Annotated in this window: 17 protein-coding genes; 13 read left to right on the plus strand and 4 right to left on the minus strand. The window is 71.2% G+C overall.

Annotated features, from left to right (window positions below; all coding sequences use genetic code 11):
- Nucleotides 1-5: 5 nt before the first annotated feature.
- The 5 genes from DEI96_RS05365 to DEI96_RS05385 all read left to right on the plus strand — a co-directional run bounded on the left by DEI96_RS05365 (nt 6) and on the right by DEI96_RS05385 (nt 4,487).
- The gene (locus tag DEI96_RS05365) at nt 6-1,415 is read left to right on the plus strand and encodes a serine hydrolase (RefSeq protein WP_258372896.1); all 1,410 of its coding nucleotides are present in this window, start codon (nt 6-8) and stop codon (nt 1,413-1,415) included.
- Nucleotides 1,412-2,002 (plus strand): GbsR/MarR family transcriptional regulator, encoded by a 591-nt coding sequence (locus DEI96_RS05370; protein ID WP_111024188.1) that lies wholly within the window; start codon nt 1,412-1,414, stop codon nt 2,000-2,002. The genes DEI96_RS05365 and DEI96_RS05370 overlap by 4 nt, the downstream gene beginning before the upstream one ends.
- Nucleotides 1,999-3,660 carry a dipeptide ABC transporter ATP-binding protein gene (locus DEI96_RS05375; RefSeq protein ID WP_111024187.1) on the plus strand — a complete coding sequence of 554 codons (1,662 nt, stop codon included), beginning with the start codon at nt 1,999-2,001 and terminating at the stop codon, nt 3,658-3,660. Before DEI96_RS05370 ends, DEI96_RS05375 begins: the two co-directional genes overlap by 4 nt.
- Nucleotides 3,661-3,903: 243 nt before the next feature.
- Nucleotides 3,904-4,233, plus strand: coding sequence for a hypothetical protein (locus tag DEI96_RS05380; RefSeq protein ID WP_111024186.1), 330 nt, complete (start codon nt 3,904-3,906; stop codon nt 4,231-4,233).
- Between the two features lie 101 nt (nt 4,234-4,334).
- Nucleotides 4,335-4,487: a hypothetical protein gene (locus tag DEI96_RS05385; RefSeq protein ID WP_017886018.1), complete on the plus strand. Its 153-nt coding sequence runs from the start codon at nt 4,335-4,337 to the stop codon at nt 4,485-4,487.
- Between the two features lie 67 nt (nt 4,488-4,554).
- Here the strand turns inward: DEI96_RS05385 and DEI96_RS05390 are convergent, their stop codons facing one another.
- From DEI96_RS05390 to DEI96_RS05400, 3 genes are read right to left on the minus strand one after another with little or no spacing between them, the layout of a single operon-like run.
- A complete protein-coding gene (locus DEI96_RS05390; RefSeq protein WP_111024185.1) occupies nt 4,555-5,412 on the minus strand; it encodes an EamA family transporter in 858 nt (285 codons plus the stop codon).
- 13 nt (nt 5,413-5,425) lie between these two features.
- On the minus strand, nt 5,426-6,088 hold the full coding sequence (locus tag DEI96_RS05395) for a response regulator transcription factor (protein WP_027464682.1): 663 nt from the start codon (nt 6,086-6,088) through the stop codon (nt 5,426-5,428).
- Nucleotides 6,089-6,127: 39 nt separating this feature from the next.
- Nucleotides 6,128-7,696, minus strand: a complete 1,569-nt coding sequence (locus tag DEI96_RS05400) for a sensor histidine kinase (RefSeq protein ID WP_111024184.1) — start codon at nt 7,694-7,696, stop codon at nt 6,128-6,130.
- A gap of 132 nt (nt 7,697-7,828) precedes the next feature.
- Here DEI96_RS05400 and DEI96_RS05405 point away from each other — a divergent pair, with 132 nt between their 5' ends.
- Nucleotides 7,829-8,659, plus strand: coding sequence for a helix-turn-helix domain-containing protein (locus DEI96_RS05405; protein WP_146246932.1), 831 nt, complete (start codon nt 7,829-7,831; stop codon nt 8,657-8,659).
- Between the two features lie 239 nt (nt 8,660-8,898).
- Here the strand turns inward: DEI96_RS05405 and DEI96_RS05410 are convergent, their stop codons facing one another.
- Complete coding sequence (locus DEI96_RS05410; RefSeq protein ID WP_111024181.1) at nt 8,899-9,930, minus strand: LacI family DNA-binding transcriptional regulator; 1,032 nt, start codon at nt 9,928-9,930, stop codon at nt 8,899-8,901.
- A 118-nt stretch (nt 9,931-10,048) separates the two neighbouring features.
- On the opposite strand from DEI96_RS05410, the gene DEI96_RS05415 reads away from it, so the two are divergent.
- The 7 genes from DEI96_RS05415 (at nt 10,049) to DEI96_RS05445 (ending at nt 19,185) form a co-directional block, all read left to right on the plus strand.
- Nucleotides 10,049-11,323 (plus strand): ABC transporter substrate-binding protein, encoded by a 1,275-nt coding sequence (locus DEI96_RS05415; RefSeq protein WP_111024180.1) that lies wholly within the window; start codon nt 10,049-10,051, stop codon nt 11,321-11,323.
- Nucleotides 11,323-12,201: a carbohydrate ABC transporter permease gene (locus DEI96_RS05420; RefSeq protein WP_027464687.1), complete on the plus strand. Its 879-nt coding sequence runs from the start codon at nt 11,323-11,325 to the stop codon at nt 12,199-12,201. The genes DEI96_RS05415 and DEI96_RS05420 overlap by 1 nt, the downstream gene beginning before the upstream one ends.
- Entirely contained in the window at nt 12,198-13,184 is a 987-nt protein-coding gene (locus DEI96_RS05425; RefSeq protein WP_204166197.1) for a carbohydrate ABC transporter permease, read from the plus strand. Before DEI96_RS05420 ends, DEI96_RS05425 begins: the two co-directional genes overlap by 4 nt.
- Complete coding sequence (locus DEI96_RS05430; RefSeq protein ID WP_111024179.1) at nt 13,184-14,581, plus strand: glycoside hydrolase 5 family protein; 1,398 nt, start codon at nt 13,184-13,186, stop codon at nt 14,579-14,581. The genes DEI96_RS05425 and DEI96_RS05430 overlap by 1 nt, the downstream gene beginning before the upstream one ends.
- A 14-nt stretch (nt 14,582-14,595) precedes the next feature.
- The gene (locus DEI96_RS05435) at nt 14,596-17,628 is read left to right on the plus strand and encodes an alpha-mannosidase (protein ID WP_111024178.1); all 3,033 of its coding nucleotides are present in this window, start codon (nt 14,596-14,598) and stop codon (nt 17,626-17,628) included.
- Nucleotides 17,629-17,680: 52 nt separating this feature from the next.
- The gene (locus tag DEI96_RS05440; protein WP_111024177.1) at nt 17,681-18,658 is read left to right on the plus strand and encodes an endo-beta-N-acetylglucosaminidase H; all 978 of its coding nucleotides are present in this window, start codon (nt 17,681-17,683) and stop codon (nt 18,656-18,658) included.
- 236 nt (nt 18,659-18,894) lie between these two features.
- The gene (locus tag DEI96_RS05445) at nt 18,895-19,185 is read left to right on the plus strand and encodes a DUF1905 domain-containing protein (RefSeq protein ID WP_111024176.1); all 291 of its coding nucleotides are present in this window, start codon (nt 18,895-18,897) and stop codon (nt 19,183-19,185) included.
- Nucleotides 19,186-19,323: the final 138 nt, after the last annotated feature.

A 19,323-nucleotide genomic window follows, 5' to 3' on the forward strand; every position in this document is an offset into this window, starting at 1 on the left:
CCACCGTGACCGACACCCTCTCCGCGTACCGGAAGACCCTGCCCTACATCCGTGAGTGGGTGTCGTACAAGGTGTGGCAGCTGCGGGTGCCCGGCGTGCAGGTCGCCGTCGGCTTCGGCGGCGAGGTCCTGTTCGACGAGGCCTGGGGCTACGCCGACGTCGAGGCCGGGCGCCGCCTGACCACCACCGACCTGTTCCGCATCGCCTCGCACTCGAAGACCTTCACCGCGACGGCCCTGCTGCAGCTCGCCGAGCGCGGGTCGCTCCGGCTCGACGACACCGTCGGCACGTACGTCCCGGCACTGGTCGACGGCGGCTCGCCGCTCGCCGACGCCACCCTGCGCGAGCTCATGGAGATGGGCGCCGGCGTCATCCGCGACGGACACGACGGCGACTACTGGTCCCTGCTCCGTCCGTTCCCTGACGAGCAGGAACTCCTGGCGCTCGTGCTCGACCGCGGCCAGAAGGTGCCGACCGGCTCGTCGTTCAACTACTCGAACCTCGGCTACTCCCTGCTCGGCCTGGTCATCGCCGCGGTCTCCGGGCAGTCGTACAACGACTTCGTGCGCGAGTCGATCACCGAACCCCTGGGCTTGCGGAACACCGGCCCCGACTGGGACCCCGCACGCGCCGACGACTTCGTGGTCGGGTACACCGGCTTCCACACCGCCCGGCACCGGCAGCGCATCGACCACGTCGACACCCGCGCGATGGCCGCCGCCACCGGCTTCCACGGCACCGCGTCCGACCTGGTCCGCTACTTCTCGCAGCACGTGATCGGGCACGGCACCCTGCTCGACGACCACTCCAAGCGCCTCGCGCAGCGGAAGGCCTGGAGCGCCACCGACGACCCCGCGGCCCGCGGCTACGGTGCCGGGTTCATCGTCGACCGGATCGGCGGACGGGAGATCCGCGGCCACTCGGGCGGGTTCCCCGGCCACATCACCCAGTCGATGTTCGACCCGGCGTCCGGGCTCGTCGTGTCCGTGCTCACGAGTGCCGCCGCCGGACCCGCCACGCTCATCGCCACCGCGGTCATCGCCATGCTCGACGCCGCGGCCGACGCCGACGCCCCGGGGACCCCGGTGCCCGACGACGTCGACACCGCCGCCTTCACCGGGCGCTTCGCCAACCCGTGGGGCGTCACCGACGTCGCCCGGATCGGTGACCGGCTCGTCGAGGTCGACCCGTCCGGCCCCGAGCCGATGGACACCCCCACCCGGCTCGAGGTCGTCGACGCCGACACCCTGCGGATGACCCACGGCAACCGCTTCGGCTCCGTCGACGAGGACATCACCTACACCCGCGACGAGGACGGCACCGTGCGGGCGATCCGTGGCGGTGGCGGCATGTCGCAGGAGCCGTGGTCGATCCCGGACGAGCGACCCGAGGTGGCCGCCGGGCTGGCCTCGTGACCGACGACAGGGGCACCGACGGCACCGACGGCACCGACGGCGCCGGCACCGACGCCGACGACGACCGGCTGCTCGGACCGGAGCGCCAGGCCTTCGTCGAGGAGTTCGCCCTGATGCTCAACGACGGTGCGGGCATGCCCCTCACCGACGCCCGGGTGCTCGGCTACCTGATGATGACCCGCGCGCCGCACTCGTCGTCGTCCGACCTGCAGGCTGCGCTCGGCGCCAGCTCGGGGTCGGTGTCGATGGCCACCCGGCGGCTCGTCGACTCCGGGTTCGTGAAGCGCCACATCGTCCCCGGCGAGCGCAGTCACTACTTCCGCGCCGAGGCCGACGTCTGGGGCTCCTGGCTCGCCAGCGAACGGAAGTACCTCGACCGGCAGCGCGACATCATCGGCCGTGGGCTCGCCGTCGTCGAGGGTGCCGGCCGCACCGGCACGGGCGACGTGGACGCCGAGGTCCGCGAGCGTCTGCTCAACGGCCGCGACTACATGCAGTGGCTGCAGGGCTACCACCGCAAGATGCTCGAGGAGTGGGAGGCCTTCAAGGCCGCCCGCGACGACACCGACCCTCCGGAGACCCCATGAGCGGCACCACCGACGTCCTGACCGTCGAGCACCTCACCGTCACGTTCGACGTCGACGGCGAGGTGGTCCGCGCCGTCGACGACGCCTCGTTCACCGTGGCCCGGGGCGAGGTCGTCGCGGTCGTGGGCGAGTCCGGCTCCGGCAAGAGCATGACCGCGATGACCGCGATGGGCATCGCCCCCGACGGTGCGCGCGCCTCGGGGAGCATCCGACTCGGCGACCTCGAGGTCATCGGCACCGACGAGCGTACCCTCCGGTCGGTCCGGGGCCGCAGCGTGTCGATGATCTTCCAGGACCCGTCCGCGGCGCTGAACCCGGTGTTCACCATCGGGTTCCAGCTCGCCGAGGCCGTCCGACGCACCGACGGCCAGCACGACCGCGCCGCCGTCCGGGAACGCTCGCTCGAGCTGCTCCGCGCCGTGGAGGTCCCCGAACCCGAACGCCGCCTGGGCCAGTACCCGCACGAACTCTCCGGTGGGCAGGCCCAGCGCGTGATGATCGCGATGGCGCTCGCCGCCGACCCGGACCTGCTCATCGCGGACGAGCCGACGACCGCCCTCGACGTCACGGTGCAGGCCGAGGTGCTCGACGTCCTCCGCGCGCTGCGCGAGCGCACCGGCACCGCCATCCTGCTGATCACCCACGACATGGGTGTCGTCGCGGACCTCGCCGACCGCGTGGTCGTGATGCGCCGCGGACGCGTCGTCGAGACCGGCACCGCCGAGGCGGTCTTCGCCGCACCGTCCGCCGACTACACGCGCGAACTGCTCGCTGCGGTCCCGCGCATGGGCACCGGGTCCGGTCTGGAGGCCCGGCTCGGCTCCGCCACGGCGCCCCCGGCCGCCGTCCTGGACGTCCGGCACCTCGTGGTCGAGTACGGCGGCGCCCTGCGCGGGCGCTTCCGTGCCGTCGACGACGTGTCGTTCACCGTCGGCCGTGGCGAGATCGTCGGCCTGGTGGGGGAGTCCGGCAGCGGCAAGACCACCATCGGCCGGGCCGCGGTGGGCCTCGCGCCGATCACCTCGGGCTCGGTGGTCGTCGAGGGCACCGACGTCGCCGGCGCACGACGAGCCGCCCGACGGCAGATGCGCCAGCACGTCGGCGTGGTGTTCCAGAACCCGCTCCGGTCGCTCAACCCCCGGTACACCGTCGGGCAGACCGTCGCCGAGCCGCTCCGCCAGATCCTCCGGCTGCCGACGGCGCAGGTCGAGGAACGTGTCGAACGGCTCCTCGCCGACGTCGGTCTCGACGGCGGGTACGCCGAGCGCTACCCGCACGAACTCTCCGGGGGCCAACGGCAACGCGTCGCGATCGCCCGCGCGGTGGCCCTCGACCCCGCGCTCCTGATCGCCGACGAGCCGACGAGCGCGCTCGACGTGTCGGTGCAGGCCCGCGTGCTCGACGTGTTCCGCGAGCTGCAGCAACGCCTCGGGTTCGCGTGCCTGTTCGTCACGCACGACCTCGCCGTGGTCGACACCCTGTGCGACCGGGTCGTCGTGCTGCACGGCGGCCGGGTCGCCGAACACGGCACCCGCGACGCCATCCTGCGCTCGCCACAGGACCCGTACACACGACGGCTCATCCAGGCCGCCCCGGTGCCGGACCCCGCGGAGCAGGCACGCCGACGCTCCGAGCGCCTGGCGGCCCGCGCGGGCTGAGGTGAGCCGGAGTGCGGCGTCCGCTCCTGCTGCTCCGACCGGCGACGGACGGGCGTTCGTGTCCGCGCGATGACGGTTCCGGTTCGCGCCGCCCGGGGATCGTGCACCAGAACCGTCAACGACGTGGGAACGCGTCCCCGCCCGCCCTGCCGCCCGCCGACGACACGCCCGTACGACGCGAGGTCGTCGTCCAGACGGCGCGGTCGACTTGACTGTCGTTCGAACACACGTTCGAATACCGTCGTGGGACGGCGTCGCGAGAACCGGTGGCAGCCCCCGGAACACCCGGAGGTCGAGCGTCCGCGCGCGTACTCCCTGTCCGAGGACGCCCGCGGCGGCGACGTCTGCCACGCCGTCACCCCGAAGCCGGTCTGGGCGTGGATCCAGTTCCCGACCTTCCACGTCCGGGTGAAGGCCTTCGCGAAGAGCTGGACCCGCGACGCCGTACTGGTGGAGTGGGCGCAGTTCGGGCAGCAGGCCGAGGCGTGGGTGTGGCGTTCCGCGGTGAAGCACCGCACGCTCCGTGTCGACCGGGACAGCGCGAACCGGAGTCCGCAGAACGCACTGCGTTGACTTCCACCCGCACTCCGAGGATGGTTTAGCGAACGCGGGTTCAGCAAGTAACTCACTGATCGAGGCATTCGATCCGGACCCGTGCTCACGAAGGAGGCACCATGAAGAACGCAGCGGTGCCGTCCTGGGTCGCCCACGTGCTCACCCCGCCCGAGGTCATCAGCGCCTACGTCGAGCGTCGGATCAACGATCCGGCCCTCCTGTCGGGTGAGCAGTCGGAACCCACGTACGCAGACTTCCTGCGCGACGAGTAGACGGTCTTCTCAGGAGGCCCGGATCACGCACCGCCGTCGGCGGACGTGATCCGGGCCTCCTCTTCGTTCACCCCACCGGTCCGCCGCGTCGGCGACGGGCCGACAGCGTCACGCCGACGCTCGCGGCGGTGACGCACGCCAGGGCGACCGTCTCGAGCACCGAGAGCCCTTCGGCCAGCACGACGAGGCCGGCCAGGGCGGCGATCGCCGGGCCGAGGCTCTGCAGCACCCCGAACACCCGTGTCGGCATCCGGCGGAGCGCGAGCATCTCGAGGGCGTACGGCAGCACGCTGGACAGCACGGCGACGGCTCCGAAGACGAGCAGGAGCGTCGGCTCGCGCACGACGCCGTCCACTGCGGACCGGAGCCCGAACGGCAACGACACGAGCATCGCGACCACCATCGACACGACGAGCCCGTCGACGCCGGGGATCGCGGCGCCGACGTGCCGGTTCATCACGATGTAGCCCGCCCAGCACGCGGCAGCGAGGACCGCCCAGACGACTCCGCCCACCTCGGTCACCGCGGTCGGGCCGACGCCGAGCAGCACGACCCCGGCGAGCGCCAGCACGGCCCACAGGGCATCGCGCCAGCGCCGGGTGTGCACGAGCGACAGGGCGAGCGGCCCGAGGAACTCGATCGTCACGGCGACACCGATCGGGATGCTCGCGAACGACAGGTAGATGAAGACGTTCATGCCGCCGAGCGCCAGGCCGAGGCCGACCGCACCGAGCCACTGCGCCCGCGTCCAGTGCCGGACGCGTGGACGGACCACCAGGGCGAGCACGACGGCACCGATGACGAGCCGGAGCGTGGCGGCCCCGACCGCACCGACGTCGTCGAAGTGGGCCTTCGCGATCGCGGCGCCGAGCTGGACGGACACCATCGCGGTGAGGGCCAGCAGGGGCGCGGGGACCCGGTTCATCCTCGGGCTCGGCTCATCCGAGGTAGGCGAGGACGGCGAGGACGCGGCGGTGGTCCTCTCCGGTGTCCTCGAGCGCGAGCTTGCCGAAGATGCTCGACACGTGCTTCTCGACGGCACCGGTGCCGATCACCAGGGCGCGGGCGATCGCGGCGTTCGTGCGGCCCTCGGCCATCAGCCCGAGCACGTCACGCTCGCGCGGGGTCAGGGCCGCGAGCGGGTCGCGGCGGCGGCTCATCAGCTGCGTGACGACCTCGGGGTCGAGCACGGTGCCGCCGGCGGCGATGCGGCGGACGGCGTCGTCGATCTCCTCGAGCCGGGTGACGCGGTCCTTGAGCAGGTACCCGATGCCGGTCGCGCCGGCCGCGAGGACGTCCTCGGCGTAGGTGGCCTCGACGTACTGGGAGAGCAGGAGCACACCCGTCCGTGGAGCGATCCGGCGGGTCTCGACGGCGGCGCGGACACCCTCGTCGGTGAAGGTCGGTGGCATCCGCACGTCCATCACCACGACGTCGGGTGCACCCTCGGGCAGCGTCGCCAGGAAGGCCCGGGCGTCGGAGTACTGCCCGATGACGTCGATGCCGGCCTCGTCGAGCACGCGGGCCAGGCCCTCGCGCAGCAGGACGGCGTCGTCGACGACGACGGCCCGGATGCGTGCTGCATCCGGGCCGTCTGTCATGCCGACCAGCCTAGTGGGAGCGCGGGCGCCCCCGTGGGGTCACGACCGCTGGTTCGCCGCCGTCGGGACGCCGTTCAGGGCTCCGAGGGGGATCCGGGCGGTGGCCTCGGTCGGGCCACCCTCGGGGCTCGAGACGACCAGGTCGCCGTCGAGGGCCCGCATGCGGCCGATCAGGCCCTCGATCCCGTGGCCCTGCTGCGGTCGGGCACCGCCCCGGCCGTCGTCGGTGACGCTGACCGTCAGGTACCAGAGGCCCGAGGCGTCGACGACCAGGCCGAGGTACACCCCGGCGGTGGTGGCGCCGGCGTGCTTCATGGTGTTCGTCAGCAGCTCGCTCACCGTGAAGTACACGTTGCGCTGGATCTCCGTGGCGAGCTCCAGGCCCTCGGGCAGCCGGACGTCCAGGCCCACCGGGATCGGGGTGCGGGCGACCAGTGCCTCGAGCGCCGCGACGAGTCCGCGGTCGAGCAGGATCGGCGGGGCGAAGCCGCGTGACAGGGCGCGCAGTTCGTCGAGGGCGTCCTGGGCGTGCTCGGATGCCTCACCGATGAGCTGCTTGGCCTTCTCGGGGTCCTTCTCGAAGGCGCGCTCGGCGGCGGACAGGTCCATGCGGAGTCGCACCAGCCGCTGCTGCGGGCCGTCGTGCAGGTCGCGCTCGATCTGGCGGAGTGCCTGCCCCTCGGCGGTGACGGCACCGGCACGGGAGGCCTGCAGTCCGGCGACGCGCTGCTCGAGCTGCTCGGCACGGAAGCCACCCAGCAAGCCGAAGTCGACCCAGTAGTGCGCCAGGACGGAGCCGCGGGCCCAGAGCGGGAAGAGCACGACCGAGGCGGTCATCGACAGCAGCCCGAGGGCGCCGACGCCGGTCACGAACCCGACGCTGTCCGGGAAGTAGCCGACCCGGACGTTGCTCGCGAAGTACAGTCCGCCCACGACGATCGGCCAGGCGAAGCCGACGAGCAGCAGCGCACCGGTCCCGACGGTCACGACCGCGACGAGCGGGTACACGACCGCGGCGTGCAGCAGGTAGAGCCAGTAGTGCGGGTTGGCGACGGCCGACCCCGTGCGGGTCCACCAGTTCTGCTGCCACCGGGGCGTCCAGTCCACCGGGCGGATCGGGCGTCGGTCGGCCCAGCTCATGCGGAGCTTCTCGAACTGTCCGAGCCACCGCGCCACGAACAGCGCGATGAAGAACATGAGCAGGACGAAGGGGTTGAAGAGGTCGCGGAACCCGCCACCGAAGATCGCCGTCGGGAACGCGAAGTACAGCGTGCAGAGCAGCACGGCGGTGAGCGCCATGTAGCCGAAGTCCCGCGGCAGGCGCTTCCACGCGTCGCGGTAGAACTGCCCGGCGGTCATGCCGGACCCGCGACCGGAACCACCGACCGGACCGGACCCGACCCGCGGGGTGGCGCTCCACGACGCCGGCGGGGACTGCCGGTCGTCCTGGGTGTCGTGCTGGTGCTGGCGCGGGTACTGGGGCATCGGCTTGGTGGCTCCAGGGGGCACGGAGTCGCCCAGCGGGACGGTCTGGGCCTGGTCGGGCGAAGGCGTGACGTCGTCCAGCGGGACGGTTCGCGCCTGGTCGAGGCGGTCGGTGTCGGTCATGCATCCAGCCTCGCGATCGCGGAGCCGTTCCCCCATCCTGCCCTCTCCCCACCCCGGGTGGGGTTATCCCCCCTCTTCCACAGGCCACCCGATCGACGCCCATGCGTGCTGCCCATGGATCACGCTCGTCGGATGGGTGACGCGCTCCGAGCACTGACCGACGCCGTCGGGCTCCAGGTGGGGCCGGGCACCGAGGTCCGGTCCGACGACGAGGCGTGGACGCTCGACGTCGAACCGACGGGCACCCACGTCTGGGTGGCGACGCGGTCCCGCTCCGTGTGGGTCCGGCACGGAGACGACATCGCGATCGTCGACGCCGGCACCGCTGCCCTCGTCGAAGGGCACGCGACGATCACGATCAGCACGGCCCCCGAGCGCTCCGGCCCGCCCCGCGTCGCAGAGACGTACGCGTTCCCGCACGAGGCACTCTTCGCGCTGACCGGTGTCCTCGTCGGAGCCGCAACGCTCGGCCCGCTCGCCGAAGAGGTCCTCGCGCTCCCACCCCTCGCGAGCACCGGCCCACCCGGTGCGCCCTCGCCCGACGTCGGCCTCGCGCTCCGCCACGTCGGACACCTCGACGGTGGGAGGTGGCACGGCGCGCAGCAGCAGGCCCTCGCCCGGCTCGTCGTCACGACGGTGCTCCGCGACAACCCACCTCCGATGCTCGGTGACAACGGTCTCGCGCGGATCCTCGACCGCCTGTTCGATCCGGCCGGTCCGTCGTCTCTGCAGGCCCTCCTCGTCGGTGTCCGGATGTCGGAGCGCACCCTCGAGCGCCGGTGCGTCGCAGCGACGGGTTGCTCGCCCGCGCAGCTCGGCCGCTGGTACCGCAGTCTCGCCGTCCGCAGCGCACTCACCCGAGGCGACCGCCCGTCCGACGTCGCGACCCGCTTCGGCTTCAGCACGACGTCGTCCATGCGGCGGGCCCTCGAGCGGGTCCGACCCCCGACGAACCGCCGGTGACCGTCGAGGGCGGGGGTAGGAGGTTCCGATCCGCATCGATGACGGTTCTGGTTCACGATCCTCGGGTTTCGTGAACCAGAACCGTCACGGCGCGGAGAAGACCACGTCGTCCCGCGTCGGCGCAGTGCAGTGCGGTGCGTGCGCCAGATGCAGGCAGCCACGCCGCGCTTCGGGAGCGGCGGCGGGAGCGGCGGCAGCGGGAGCGGGAGTGGGGCGTCGGCGCCGACGTCCGGAGCGGGTCAGACGGGGGCGCGGCCGGTGGTCTCGCGGACGCTCAGGGTGAGGGAGGGGCCCGGGCGTGAGGGGAGCGGGGCGCTGGCGTCGATCTGCGCGCGCAGCAGGGTCGCCGCACGCTGCCCGAGCTCGACGGTGTCGCGGGTGAGCGAGGTGATCGCCGGACGGACGAGCCGGATCATCGCCGAGTCGTCGAAGGACACGATCGAGACGTCCCCGGGTACCGCGACGCCCATCTCGCTCGCCACGCCCAGCCCGGCGACGGCGAGCACGTCGTTGTCGTAGACGATCGCGGTCGGTCGGACGCTCCGGGACAGCAGGGTGCGGGTGGCGCTCGCGCCGGCCTCGGCCGAGTAGTCCGTCGGCACCGAGACCGCGTCGTCGAGCCCCTCGTCGGCAGCGAACGCCCGGAGCCGGTCCATGCGCATGGCGGTGTGCTCGAACTCAGGCCTGCCGGCGACGTGCGCGATGCGTCGGTGCCCGAGGGCGTGCAGGTACCGCAGAACGGTGTCGGTGGCGTCCGAGTCGTCGATCCAGACCGTGGGTGCGGCGCCGTCGGGCGAGGGGTGCGAGCCGACGACGACGGTGGGCATGCCGAGGTCGGCGAGCAGGGCGAGCCGGGCGTCGTCGCGACGGGGGTCGATCACGATCACGCCGTCGACACGGTGTCCGCGCCACCAGTCCCGGTAGGTCTCGAGTTCTTCCTCGGCATCGCGCGCGACGAGCAGGTTCATGCCGACGTGCGTGCCGGCGAGCCCGAGTTGGATGCCGGAGATCAGGTCACCGAAGAACGACTCCGTGCCCAGGGTCCGGGCCGGGCGGTTCAGCACGAACCCGATGGAACCGGCCTTCGCGCCGCCGAGTGCCCGGGCAGCGGTGTGCGGCTGCCAGTCGAGCTCGCGGGCGATCTCGCGCACGCGGCGACGGGTCTCGTCGGAGACGCCGGGGCGGTCGTTCAACGCGAACGACACCGCGCTGATGGACACACCGGCCCGCGCGGCGATGTCGGCGATCGTCGTTCGACGCTTGGTGGCCACGGGGTTGACTATAGCGCTTTAGTCATTCACAGTGGCTGCCACACACGGGTTCGGTGACTGCTGCTGAACCGGTTCAGCTATGACGAGGGAGTCAGACGCCATGAGGACCACCACACGCATGACGAGGGGCCGCGGCACCGCGCTGCTCGCGACGGCCGCCGCCACAGCGCTCGTCCTGACCGGCTGCTCGAGCGGCGGGAACGCGGCCGACAACGGTGGCGGCGAGATCAGCGGCACCATCACCCTGCAGACCTGGGCGCTCACGCCGACCTACACGGGCTACCTCAACGGGGTCATCAAGGACTTCGAGCAGGCCCACCCGGACGCGAAGGTCAAGCTGCAGGACCAGCCCGGCGACGGGTACGCCGACAAGGTGCTCAGCCAGGCCTCGTCGAACAGCCTGCCCGACGTGATCAACCTGCCGCCGGACATCGCCCTGCCGCTCGCGAAGCGCGGGTTCCTGCAGGACGTCGCGAAGGACGACTCGAAGCTCGCCAGCACGTACGTCGCCGGCGCGTTGGACTCGTACGAGTACAAGGGAGTGGACGGCACGTTCGGGTACCCCTGGTACCTCAACACCGACGTGAACTACTGGAACTCGACGATGTTCGCCAAGTGCGGCCTCGACGCGAAGAACCCGCCGAAGACCACCGACGAGCTGTTCACGCAGGCGAAGACCATGCACGACAACTGCCCGACCGACTACCTGATGAGCCGGAAGCCGGGCCTCGGTGACTTCACCCTCGCCGGCGTCAAGGTGCTCAACGCCGACGGCACGAAGTTCACCTTCGCCGACTCGTCGAAGGCCGCCGACCTGATCGACCGCTACAAGGACGCGTACCAGGACGGCTACATGCCCTCCAACGTGCTGAACAGCGACTACCTCGGCAACTCGACCCTGTTCACGCAGGCCAAGGTCGCCTGGACCACCGGTGGCGCCACCTCGCTCGCCGACTTCGAGAAGAACAACCCGTCGCTCAAGGGCAAGGTCACCGTCAGCCCGGCGCTCGACACCCCGCCGCTCTACGTGCAGGGCCTGTCGGTCTCGAGCAAGTCGAAGCACCTCGCCACCGCCGAGGCCTTCGCGAAGTTCATGACGAACGCGGAGAACCAGGAGGCGTTCGCGCACAAGGTCAACATCTTCCCGTCCACCACGTCGTCGCAGTCCGACCCGTACTTCTCGAAGGACGACGGCACCGTGAACGGCGAGGCCCGGGTCCTGGCGAACGAGGCCCTGAAGACGGCGAAGGTGATCAACCCGGTCGAGGCGAACTCCGCGATGACGGACTTCCTCGACCAGCAGATCGCCCTCGCGATGAAGGGCCAGGTGGCGCCCGAGAAGGCACTGCAGACCGCCCAGACCAAGATGAACAGCCTGCTGGCCAACGGCTGATGCGTGCGAATCGCTGGTACACGCCCTGGTTGCTCGTCCTGCCGGCACTGATCTGGCTCGTCGCGTTCAGCTTGTGGCCCTCGATCAACACGGTCCGGTTGTCGTTCACGAACGCCAGCCCGCTCGGCGGCGTCAGCCAGTGGGTCGGGGTCCAGAACTTCGAGACCCTGCTCGCCGACCCGCAGGTGTGGGAGGCGCTGCTCAACAGCGTCATCTACATGGCGGTGTGCCTGCCGCTGCTGACGGTCCTCCCGCTCCTCATCGCGGTGCTCGTGCAGCAGAAGCTGCCCGGGATCGCGTTCTTCCGCACTGCGTTCTACACGCCGGTCATCGCGTCCGCGGTGGTCGTCGGGCTCATCTGGACGTGGATCCTCGACGACCGCGGCGTCATCAACGAGATGGCGCAGGCCCTCGGCGTCGTGCAGGGCAGCGTCCCGTTCCTGACCGACCGGTGGCTGCTGCTCCTCAGCGCCATCAGCCTGACGGTGTGGAAGGGGCTCGGCTACTACATGATCATCTTCCTGGCCGCCCTCGGGAACGTCGGCAAGGACCTGCACGAGGCCGCCGCCCTCGACGGTGCCGGCGCGGTCCGACGCTTCTGGTCGGTCACGATGCCCGGGGTCCGCGGCACCATGACGCTCGTCGGGATCCTGGTGTGCGTGTCCGCGCTCCGGGTGTTCAGCGAGCTCTACATCCTCACCAACGGCACCGGCGGACCCGGCGGGCAGGACAACTCGCTCGTCATGCTCATCCAGCAGTACGCCCGCGGCTTCACCGGCAACCTCGGCTACGCGTCCGCCCTGAGCCTCCTGCTCTTCGTCGTGACGCTCGTGCCGATGCTCGCCCTCGCCCGGATGAACAGCAAGGCGGACAAGTGACGAACACGACCAGCACGACCGAACCCGTCATCGGCGGCGCGCAGGGCGCAGCCAGCCCGACGCCGGACGTGACCGGCGCGACGGGCGCTGGACGGGCCTCCAGGCAGAACGGACGAGGCGGACGCGACGGGCGCAAGCGGCGTCGCGCGGTCTGGGGTGTCATGTCCACCCGCGAGAAGGTCGTCCGCTACGTCCTGCTCATCGTGGTGCTCTTCATCACGATCGGCCCGTTCCTCTGGCAGCTCTCCACGTCGCTCAAGGGCGCCGGTGAGGACATCTACACGGCGAACCCGTCGTTCATCCCGTCCGAACCGACCATCGAGAACTACCTGAAGGTCGCCGCCGCGATCCCGGTGTGGCGGTACATCGGCAACTCACTGCTCGTCGCCGCGATCGACGTGCTCGGCAACATCGTGTTCGCGACCCTGGCCGGCTTCGCCCTCGCCCGTCTGCAGTGGCGGCACCGGAAGCTCGTGCTCGGCCTGTTCCTCGGCACCCTCGTGCTGCCCGGCGAGGCGACGATCATCTCGCAGTTCGTCACCGTGAAGGACCTCGGCCTCGCCGACAACCTGGTCGGCGTCGCCCTGCCCGGCATGATCGCGGCGCTCAACGTCCTGCTGATGTTCAACGCGTTCCGGCAGATCCCCGAGGAGATCGACCAGGCCGCGGTGATGGACGGCGCGAACGCGATGCAACGTCTGCGGTACATCTCGCTGCCCGCCGTGCAGGGGACCATCGCGGTCATCGCGATCTTCTCGTTCATCGGTGCGTGGGACGACTTCCTCTGGCCGCTCATCGTGCTGCAGTCGCCCGAGAACCTCACCCTGACCGTCGGGTTGCAGTACCTGCAGGGCACGTTCGCCACCGACCAGCGGATGATCGCGGCCGGCACCATGATCGCCTTCATCCCGATCGCCGTGATCTTCGCCGTCCTGCAGCGCTTCTTCTTCAAGGGCGTCGAAGAGGGCGGTGTGAAGGGCTGATGCGCTTCGGGGTCAACTACACGCCCTCGGTCGGCTGGTTCCACTCGTGGCTCGACTTCTCGCGGTCGGACACCGCCAGGGACCTCGAGGCCATCGCGTCGATCGGCGCCGACCACGTGCGGATCTTCCCGCTCTGGCCGGTCGTCCAGCCGAACCGGACCCTCATCCGGCAGCAGGCCCTCGACGACGTCGCGACGGTCGTCGACCTCGCCGGGTCGTTCGGCCTCGACGTCAACGTGGACGCACTGCAGGGGCACCTGTCGAGCTTCGACTTCGTGCCGTCCTGGCTGGACAGCTGGCACCGCCGCAACATGTTCACCGACCCGGACGTGGTCGCGTCGACCGCCGCGTACGTCCGGGCGCTCGCCGGAGCGGTCGCCGACAAGCCCAACCTGCTCGGGATCACCATCGGCAACGAGGTCAACCAGTTCGCGCACGCGCCGCACCCCGCACCGCACACGATCACGGCGGAGCAGGGGCACGCGTGGGCGGCGGCGATGGTCGCGGCGGCGCGAGCGGGGCTGTCGTCCGGGTCGTCGGCGTCGGTCGCGTCGTCCGTTTCGTCCGGACTGGAGGCGCGGCTCGACCCCGCCTCGTCGGTCCCGCCCGCCACCGGGTCGCGCCCCGGGCCACTGGTCACCGTCGCGCAGTACGACGCCGCCTGGTACGACGACGCCCAGCCCTTCGGCCCCGAGCACGCGGCGGACCACGGTGACGCCACGGTCACGCACTCGTGGGTGTTCAACGGCTCGGCGGCCCTGCACGGCGCCCTCGGGGCCGGGTCGGTGCGGCACGGGGAGTACCTGCTCCAGCTCGCCGCGGCCTGGAACCGCGACGCCGCCCGGCCGAACTGGCTGCAGGAGGTCGGCGCCCCCACCAACGTCGTCGACTCCGCCGCCGCCGCCGCCTTCACCGAGCAGACCATCCGGCACGTCCTCGACGCGCAGCAGGTGCTCGGGGTGACGTGGTGGTGCTCTCACGACGTCGCCCGGTCGCTCGCGGACTTCCCGGAGCTCGAGTACGACCTCGGGCTGTTCACGAACGACGGACGGCTGAAGCCCGCCGGCGAGGCGTTCGCCGCCCTCGCCCGCGCCGAGCACACCCGCGACGCCCGCGCCGTACCGCCGACCACCGCGCTCGTCCTCGACGACGTGCTGTCCGACGGCACCGACCGGCACGGCACCCGTGCCGACTGCGCCCCCGGCGGTCGGTTCGCCGCCGCCTGGCTCGCCCTGGCCGAGGCCGCTCCGGACGGCCGCGGCCCGCAGGTCGTCCTGCGCTCCCGACGCTCGGACACCGCGCTGCTGGCCGCCCGCGGCATCGACCGCTGCGTCGACGTGCCCTCCGACCTCGACACCACCACCGTCCGCGTCGCCCACCCGGCGACCACGCCCTGACCCCGGAAGGCCCCATGCACGACGACATCCCCCTCACCACCGGACGCGCCCGACGGGTGCTCGACGAGCGGATCACCCCCGCGGTGCACGCGACCACGACAGCCCTGCAGGCCGCTTGGCACGAGCTGCCGGGGGAGCCGGTCCCGCCGACCGAGGGGCTCGCGCTCACGTTCGAGCCCTACGAAGTCGGCACTCCGTGGGGTGCGGCCTGGGGCACGACGTGGTTCCGGCTGACCGGGACCGTGCCGACCGAGTGGGCCGGACGTCGGGTGGAGGCCGTGATCGACCTCGGCTTCGACAAGAACATGCCCGGGTTCCAGTGCGAGGGACTCGTGTACCTGGCCGACGGCACCCCTGTGAAGTCGATCAACCCGCGCAACCAGTGGGTCCTGGTCACCGAGCGGGCCGAGGGCGGCGAGACCGTCGAACTGTTCGTCGAGGCCGCGTCGAACCCCGTCCTGCTCGACTACCACCCCTTCCTGCCGACGCAGGAGGGCGACGTGCAGACCTCGTCCTCGAAGCGCCTCTACGCCACCCGCCGGATGGAGCTCGCCGTCTTCGAGTCCGAGGTGCACGAACTCGCCCTCGACATCGACGTCCTGCTCGAACTGCAGGCCGAGCTGCCCGCCGGACCCCGACGCATGCGGATCCTGCAGGCCCTCGACGACGCCCTCGACACGCTCGACCTGCAGCACATCCCGGAGACCGCCGGCGACGCCCGTGCGGCGCTCGCCGAGGTGCTGGCCGCTCCCGCCGAGGCCTCGGCGCACACGATCTCGGCCGTCGGGCACGCCCACATCGACTCCGCCTGGCTCTGGCCCGTGCGCGAGACCGTCCGCAAGGTCGCCCGCACCACGTCGACCATGACCGAGCTCATCGACCAGACCGACGACTTCCTGTACGGCATGTCGAGCGCGCAGCAGTACGCGTGGATCAAGGAGCACCGCCCCGAGGTCTACGCCCGGGTCAAGGCCGCGGTCGAGGCCGGCCGGTTCCTGCCGATCGGCGGCATGTGGGTCGAGTCCGACACCGTGATGCCGACCGGCGAGAGCATCGTCCGGCAGTTCTCGCAGGGCCAGCGGTTCTTCGAGCGCGAGTTCGGCATCCGACCCAAGGGCGTCTGGCTGCCGGACAGCTTCGGGTACTCGCCGGCGCTGCCGCAGCTGATGCGCCGCGCGGGCTTCGAGTGGTTCTTCACGCAGAAGATCTCGTGGAACCAGGTGAACAAGTTCCCGCACCACACGTTCCTGTGGGAGGGCATCGACGGGTCGCGGGTGTTCTCGCACTTCCCGTCGATGGACACCTACAACTCACGGTTGTCCGGCAGCGAGGTCGCGAAGGCCTCCCGCCAGTTCCGCGAGAACCGACTCGCCACCGGCTCGATCGCCCCGGTCGGCTGGGGCGACGGCGGCGGTGGCACCACCCGCGAGATGACCGGCACCGCCGCACGGTTGGCCGACCTCGAGGGCAGCGCGAAGGTCCGCTGGGAGCACCCGGACACGTTCTTCGACCGGGCGAAGTCCGAGCTGACCGATCCGCCCGTGTGGGTGGGGGAGCTGTACCTCGAGCTGCACCGGGCCACGCTCACGTCGCAGCACGGCACGAAGCAGGGCAACCGTCGGTGCGAGCAGCTGCTCATCGAGGCCGAGCTCTGGGCCGCGACCGCCGCCGCCCGCACCGACTTCACCTACCCGTACGACGAGCTCGACGCCCTGTGGCAGCAGGTCCTGCTCCAGCAGTTCCACGACATCCTGCCGGGCACCTCGATCGCGTGGGTGCACCGCGAAGCGGTCGAGCGGTACGCCGAGACGGCCGCGGCGCTGACCGCGATCATCGACCAGGCGCTCTCGGCGCTCGCCGGCACCGGGGACGCGGCCGTCGTCGTGAACCCGGCCCCGTTCCTCCAGGCCGGTGCACCCGCGCAGGGCGCGGTCGTGGCGACCGACGTGGTGGCGGCGACCGCCGTGTCCCTGACCGAGCAGGACGGCGGGTACGTGCTGGCGAACAACCTGGTGCGGGTCGTCGTCGACGCGCAAGGGCTCGTGACGAGCGCCGTCGACCTGGCGAGCGGGCGCGAGGCGATCGCGGCCGGGCAGGCGGCGAACCTGCTGCAGCTGCACCAGGACTTCCCGAACATGTGGGACGCGTGGGACGTCGACCGGTACTACCGCAACCGGGTCGAGGACCTCGTGTCGACCACCGGGCTGACCGCGTCGGTCGACGAGTCCGGGGTCGCACGGGTCGTCGTCTCCCGGGCGTTCGGCGACTCGACGGTGACGCAGGAGATCGTCCTGGCGCCGGGGTCCCGCACCCTGGAGTTCGACCAGATGACCGACTGGCACGAAACCGAGAAGTTCCTCAAGGTGGCGTTCCCGCTCGACGTCCGCGCCGAGCACACCGTCGCCGAGACGCAGTTCGGCGCGCAGAAGCGGGTGACGCACACGAACACCTCGTGGGAGGCCGCGAAGTTCGAGACCTCGATGCACCGCTACGTGCTGGTGTCCGAGCCGGGCTTCGGCGTCGCCCTCGTGAACGACTCGATCCACGGCTTCGACACCACGCGCGACGCCGTCGACGGGCACGTCACCACGACCGTGCGGCTGTCGCTGCTGCGAGCACCGCGGTTCCCGGACCCCGAGACCGACCAGGGCGTGCAGACGCACCGGTACGGCATCGTCATCGGCACCGACCAGCTCGGAGCCACGTCGGCCGGCGTGCGGATGAACGCGGGCGCGCGGACGATCACCGGGGCGCACGGCTTCGACCCGCTCGTGCAGGTCTCCGGCGACGTCGTGCTGTCGAGCGTCAAGCTCGCCGACGACCGGTCGGGCGACCTGGTCGTGCGCGTCTACGAGCCGTCCGGGCAGCGGGGGACCGGGGGCATCGCGGTGTCGGCCGATGAGGCGACCTTCGGTGCTGGCGCCGAGGTGACCCTGCTCGAGGAACCGCTCGGTGACGCCGGGGCGTCGTCCGACGCGGCCGCGGCCGCGTCCTCGTTCGCCGTCGACGCCTACGAGGTCCGCACCTTCCGGTTCCCGCGCAACTGACCGACCGACTGACCGACTGACCGACCGCCCGTCCCACCCAAGGAGGAACCACATGAAGCAGTCCACGAAGTTCAGCATCGCGACCGCACTGGTCGCCATGCTCGCGGTACCACTGGTGCCCGCCGCAGCGTCCGCGGCGCCCTCCTCGTCCGGGTCCAGCCACGGGCACGGACACGGTTCGTCCCACGGCGGCGGGCACGGCCACGGTCATGGCCACGGGCACCACGCTGCGCCCACCAAGTCGGGGCCGACGAGCATCGCCTACGTCGAGGTGAACAACGACGAGCTCGCCAACGTCGGGCGGTACACGCTGGAGAACGGCGCGAACGCGTTCGACGTGGCGATCATCTTCGCCGCGAACATCAACTACGAGGACGGCAAGGCGGTCCTGTACAACAACGAGAACGTGCAGCGGACCCTCGACCAGGCCGCCACGCAGATCCGCCCGCTGCAGGCCAAGGGCATCAAGGTGACACTCTCGGTGCTCGGCAACCACCAGGGCGCCGGCCTGGCGAACTTCCCGACGAAGGCCGCGGCGCGGGACTTCGCGGCGCAGGTCTCCGCGACGGTCAAGAAGTACGGACTCGACGGCGTCGACCTGGACGACGAGTACTCGGATTACGGCGTGAACGGCACCCCGCAGCCGAACCAGCAGTCCATCGGCTGGCTCATCAGTGCCCTGCGGGCGGACATGCCGGGCAAGATCATCTCGTTCTACGACATCGGCCCGTCGTCCGACGCCCTGAAGACCGCGAGCCCGTCGATCGGCGGGAAGCTCGACTACGCCTGGAACCCCTACTACGGCTCCTACACGGCACCGACGATCCCGGGCCTGCCGAAGTCGAAGGTCTCCGCCGCCGCGGTCGACATCCAGAACACCCCGCAGGCCACCGCGGTCTCGCTCGCACAGCGCACGAAGGCCGACGGGTACGGCGTCTTCATGACGTACAACCTGCCGGGAGGCGACGAATCCGCCTACGTCTCCTCCTTCACCAAGGTGCTGTACGGACAGGCCGCGTCGTACCGCTGACGCTCGCGTACTGACAGCGACTCGCGCCCCGTGCTCCCCGGCTCCGGCCTGGAGGCACGGGGCGCGTCCGTCGTCCGGGTCCCGCTGGGCGGGGGGAGAGGAGGGGGAGGCACCAGTTCTTTCTCGCCCGTGACGGTTCCGGTTCGCAGAACCCGGCGATCGTGAACCGGAACCGTCATCCACCGAGAACGAATCCCCGCCCGGCGCGCTCGACGCCGCGGCCGTACGATCGCGGCATGGAGCTCGAGTTGCGCGGCGAGGTGATCGAGTGGCGCGGCCCGTCACCGTTCGTCTTCGCGGTCGTGCCGCCGGACGCCGCCGAGGTCATCGCCGACCTCGCGCCGGTGCTCACCTACGGGTGGGGTGTGATCCCGGCACGCGTGACGATCGGCGCGGTGACGTGGACGACGTCGCTGTTCCCGAAGGACGGCGGGTACCTCGTGCCGTTGCGTGCGGCGGAGCGGAAGCGTGCCCGGGTGGAACTCGGCGACTCCCCGGAGATCACCCTGGAGTTCGCCGACCCCTGACGCGCGTGCGCCGAGGGGTTCTGTGGAGGGGACGACGGGAATCGCTGGCGGCGGAGCGCCCGTGTTGTGGAGGGGATGACGGGAATCGCTGTCGGCGGAGCGCCCGTGTTGTGGAGGGGATGACGGGAATCGCTGTCG

It is taken from the genome of Curtobacterium sp. MCLR17_031, assembly GCF_003234775.2.
Taxonomy (GTDB): Bacteria; Actinomycetota; Actinomycetes; order Actinomycetales; family Microbacteriaceae; genus Curtobacterium; species Curtobacterium flaccumfaciens.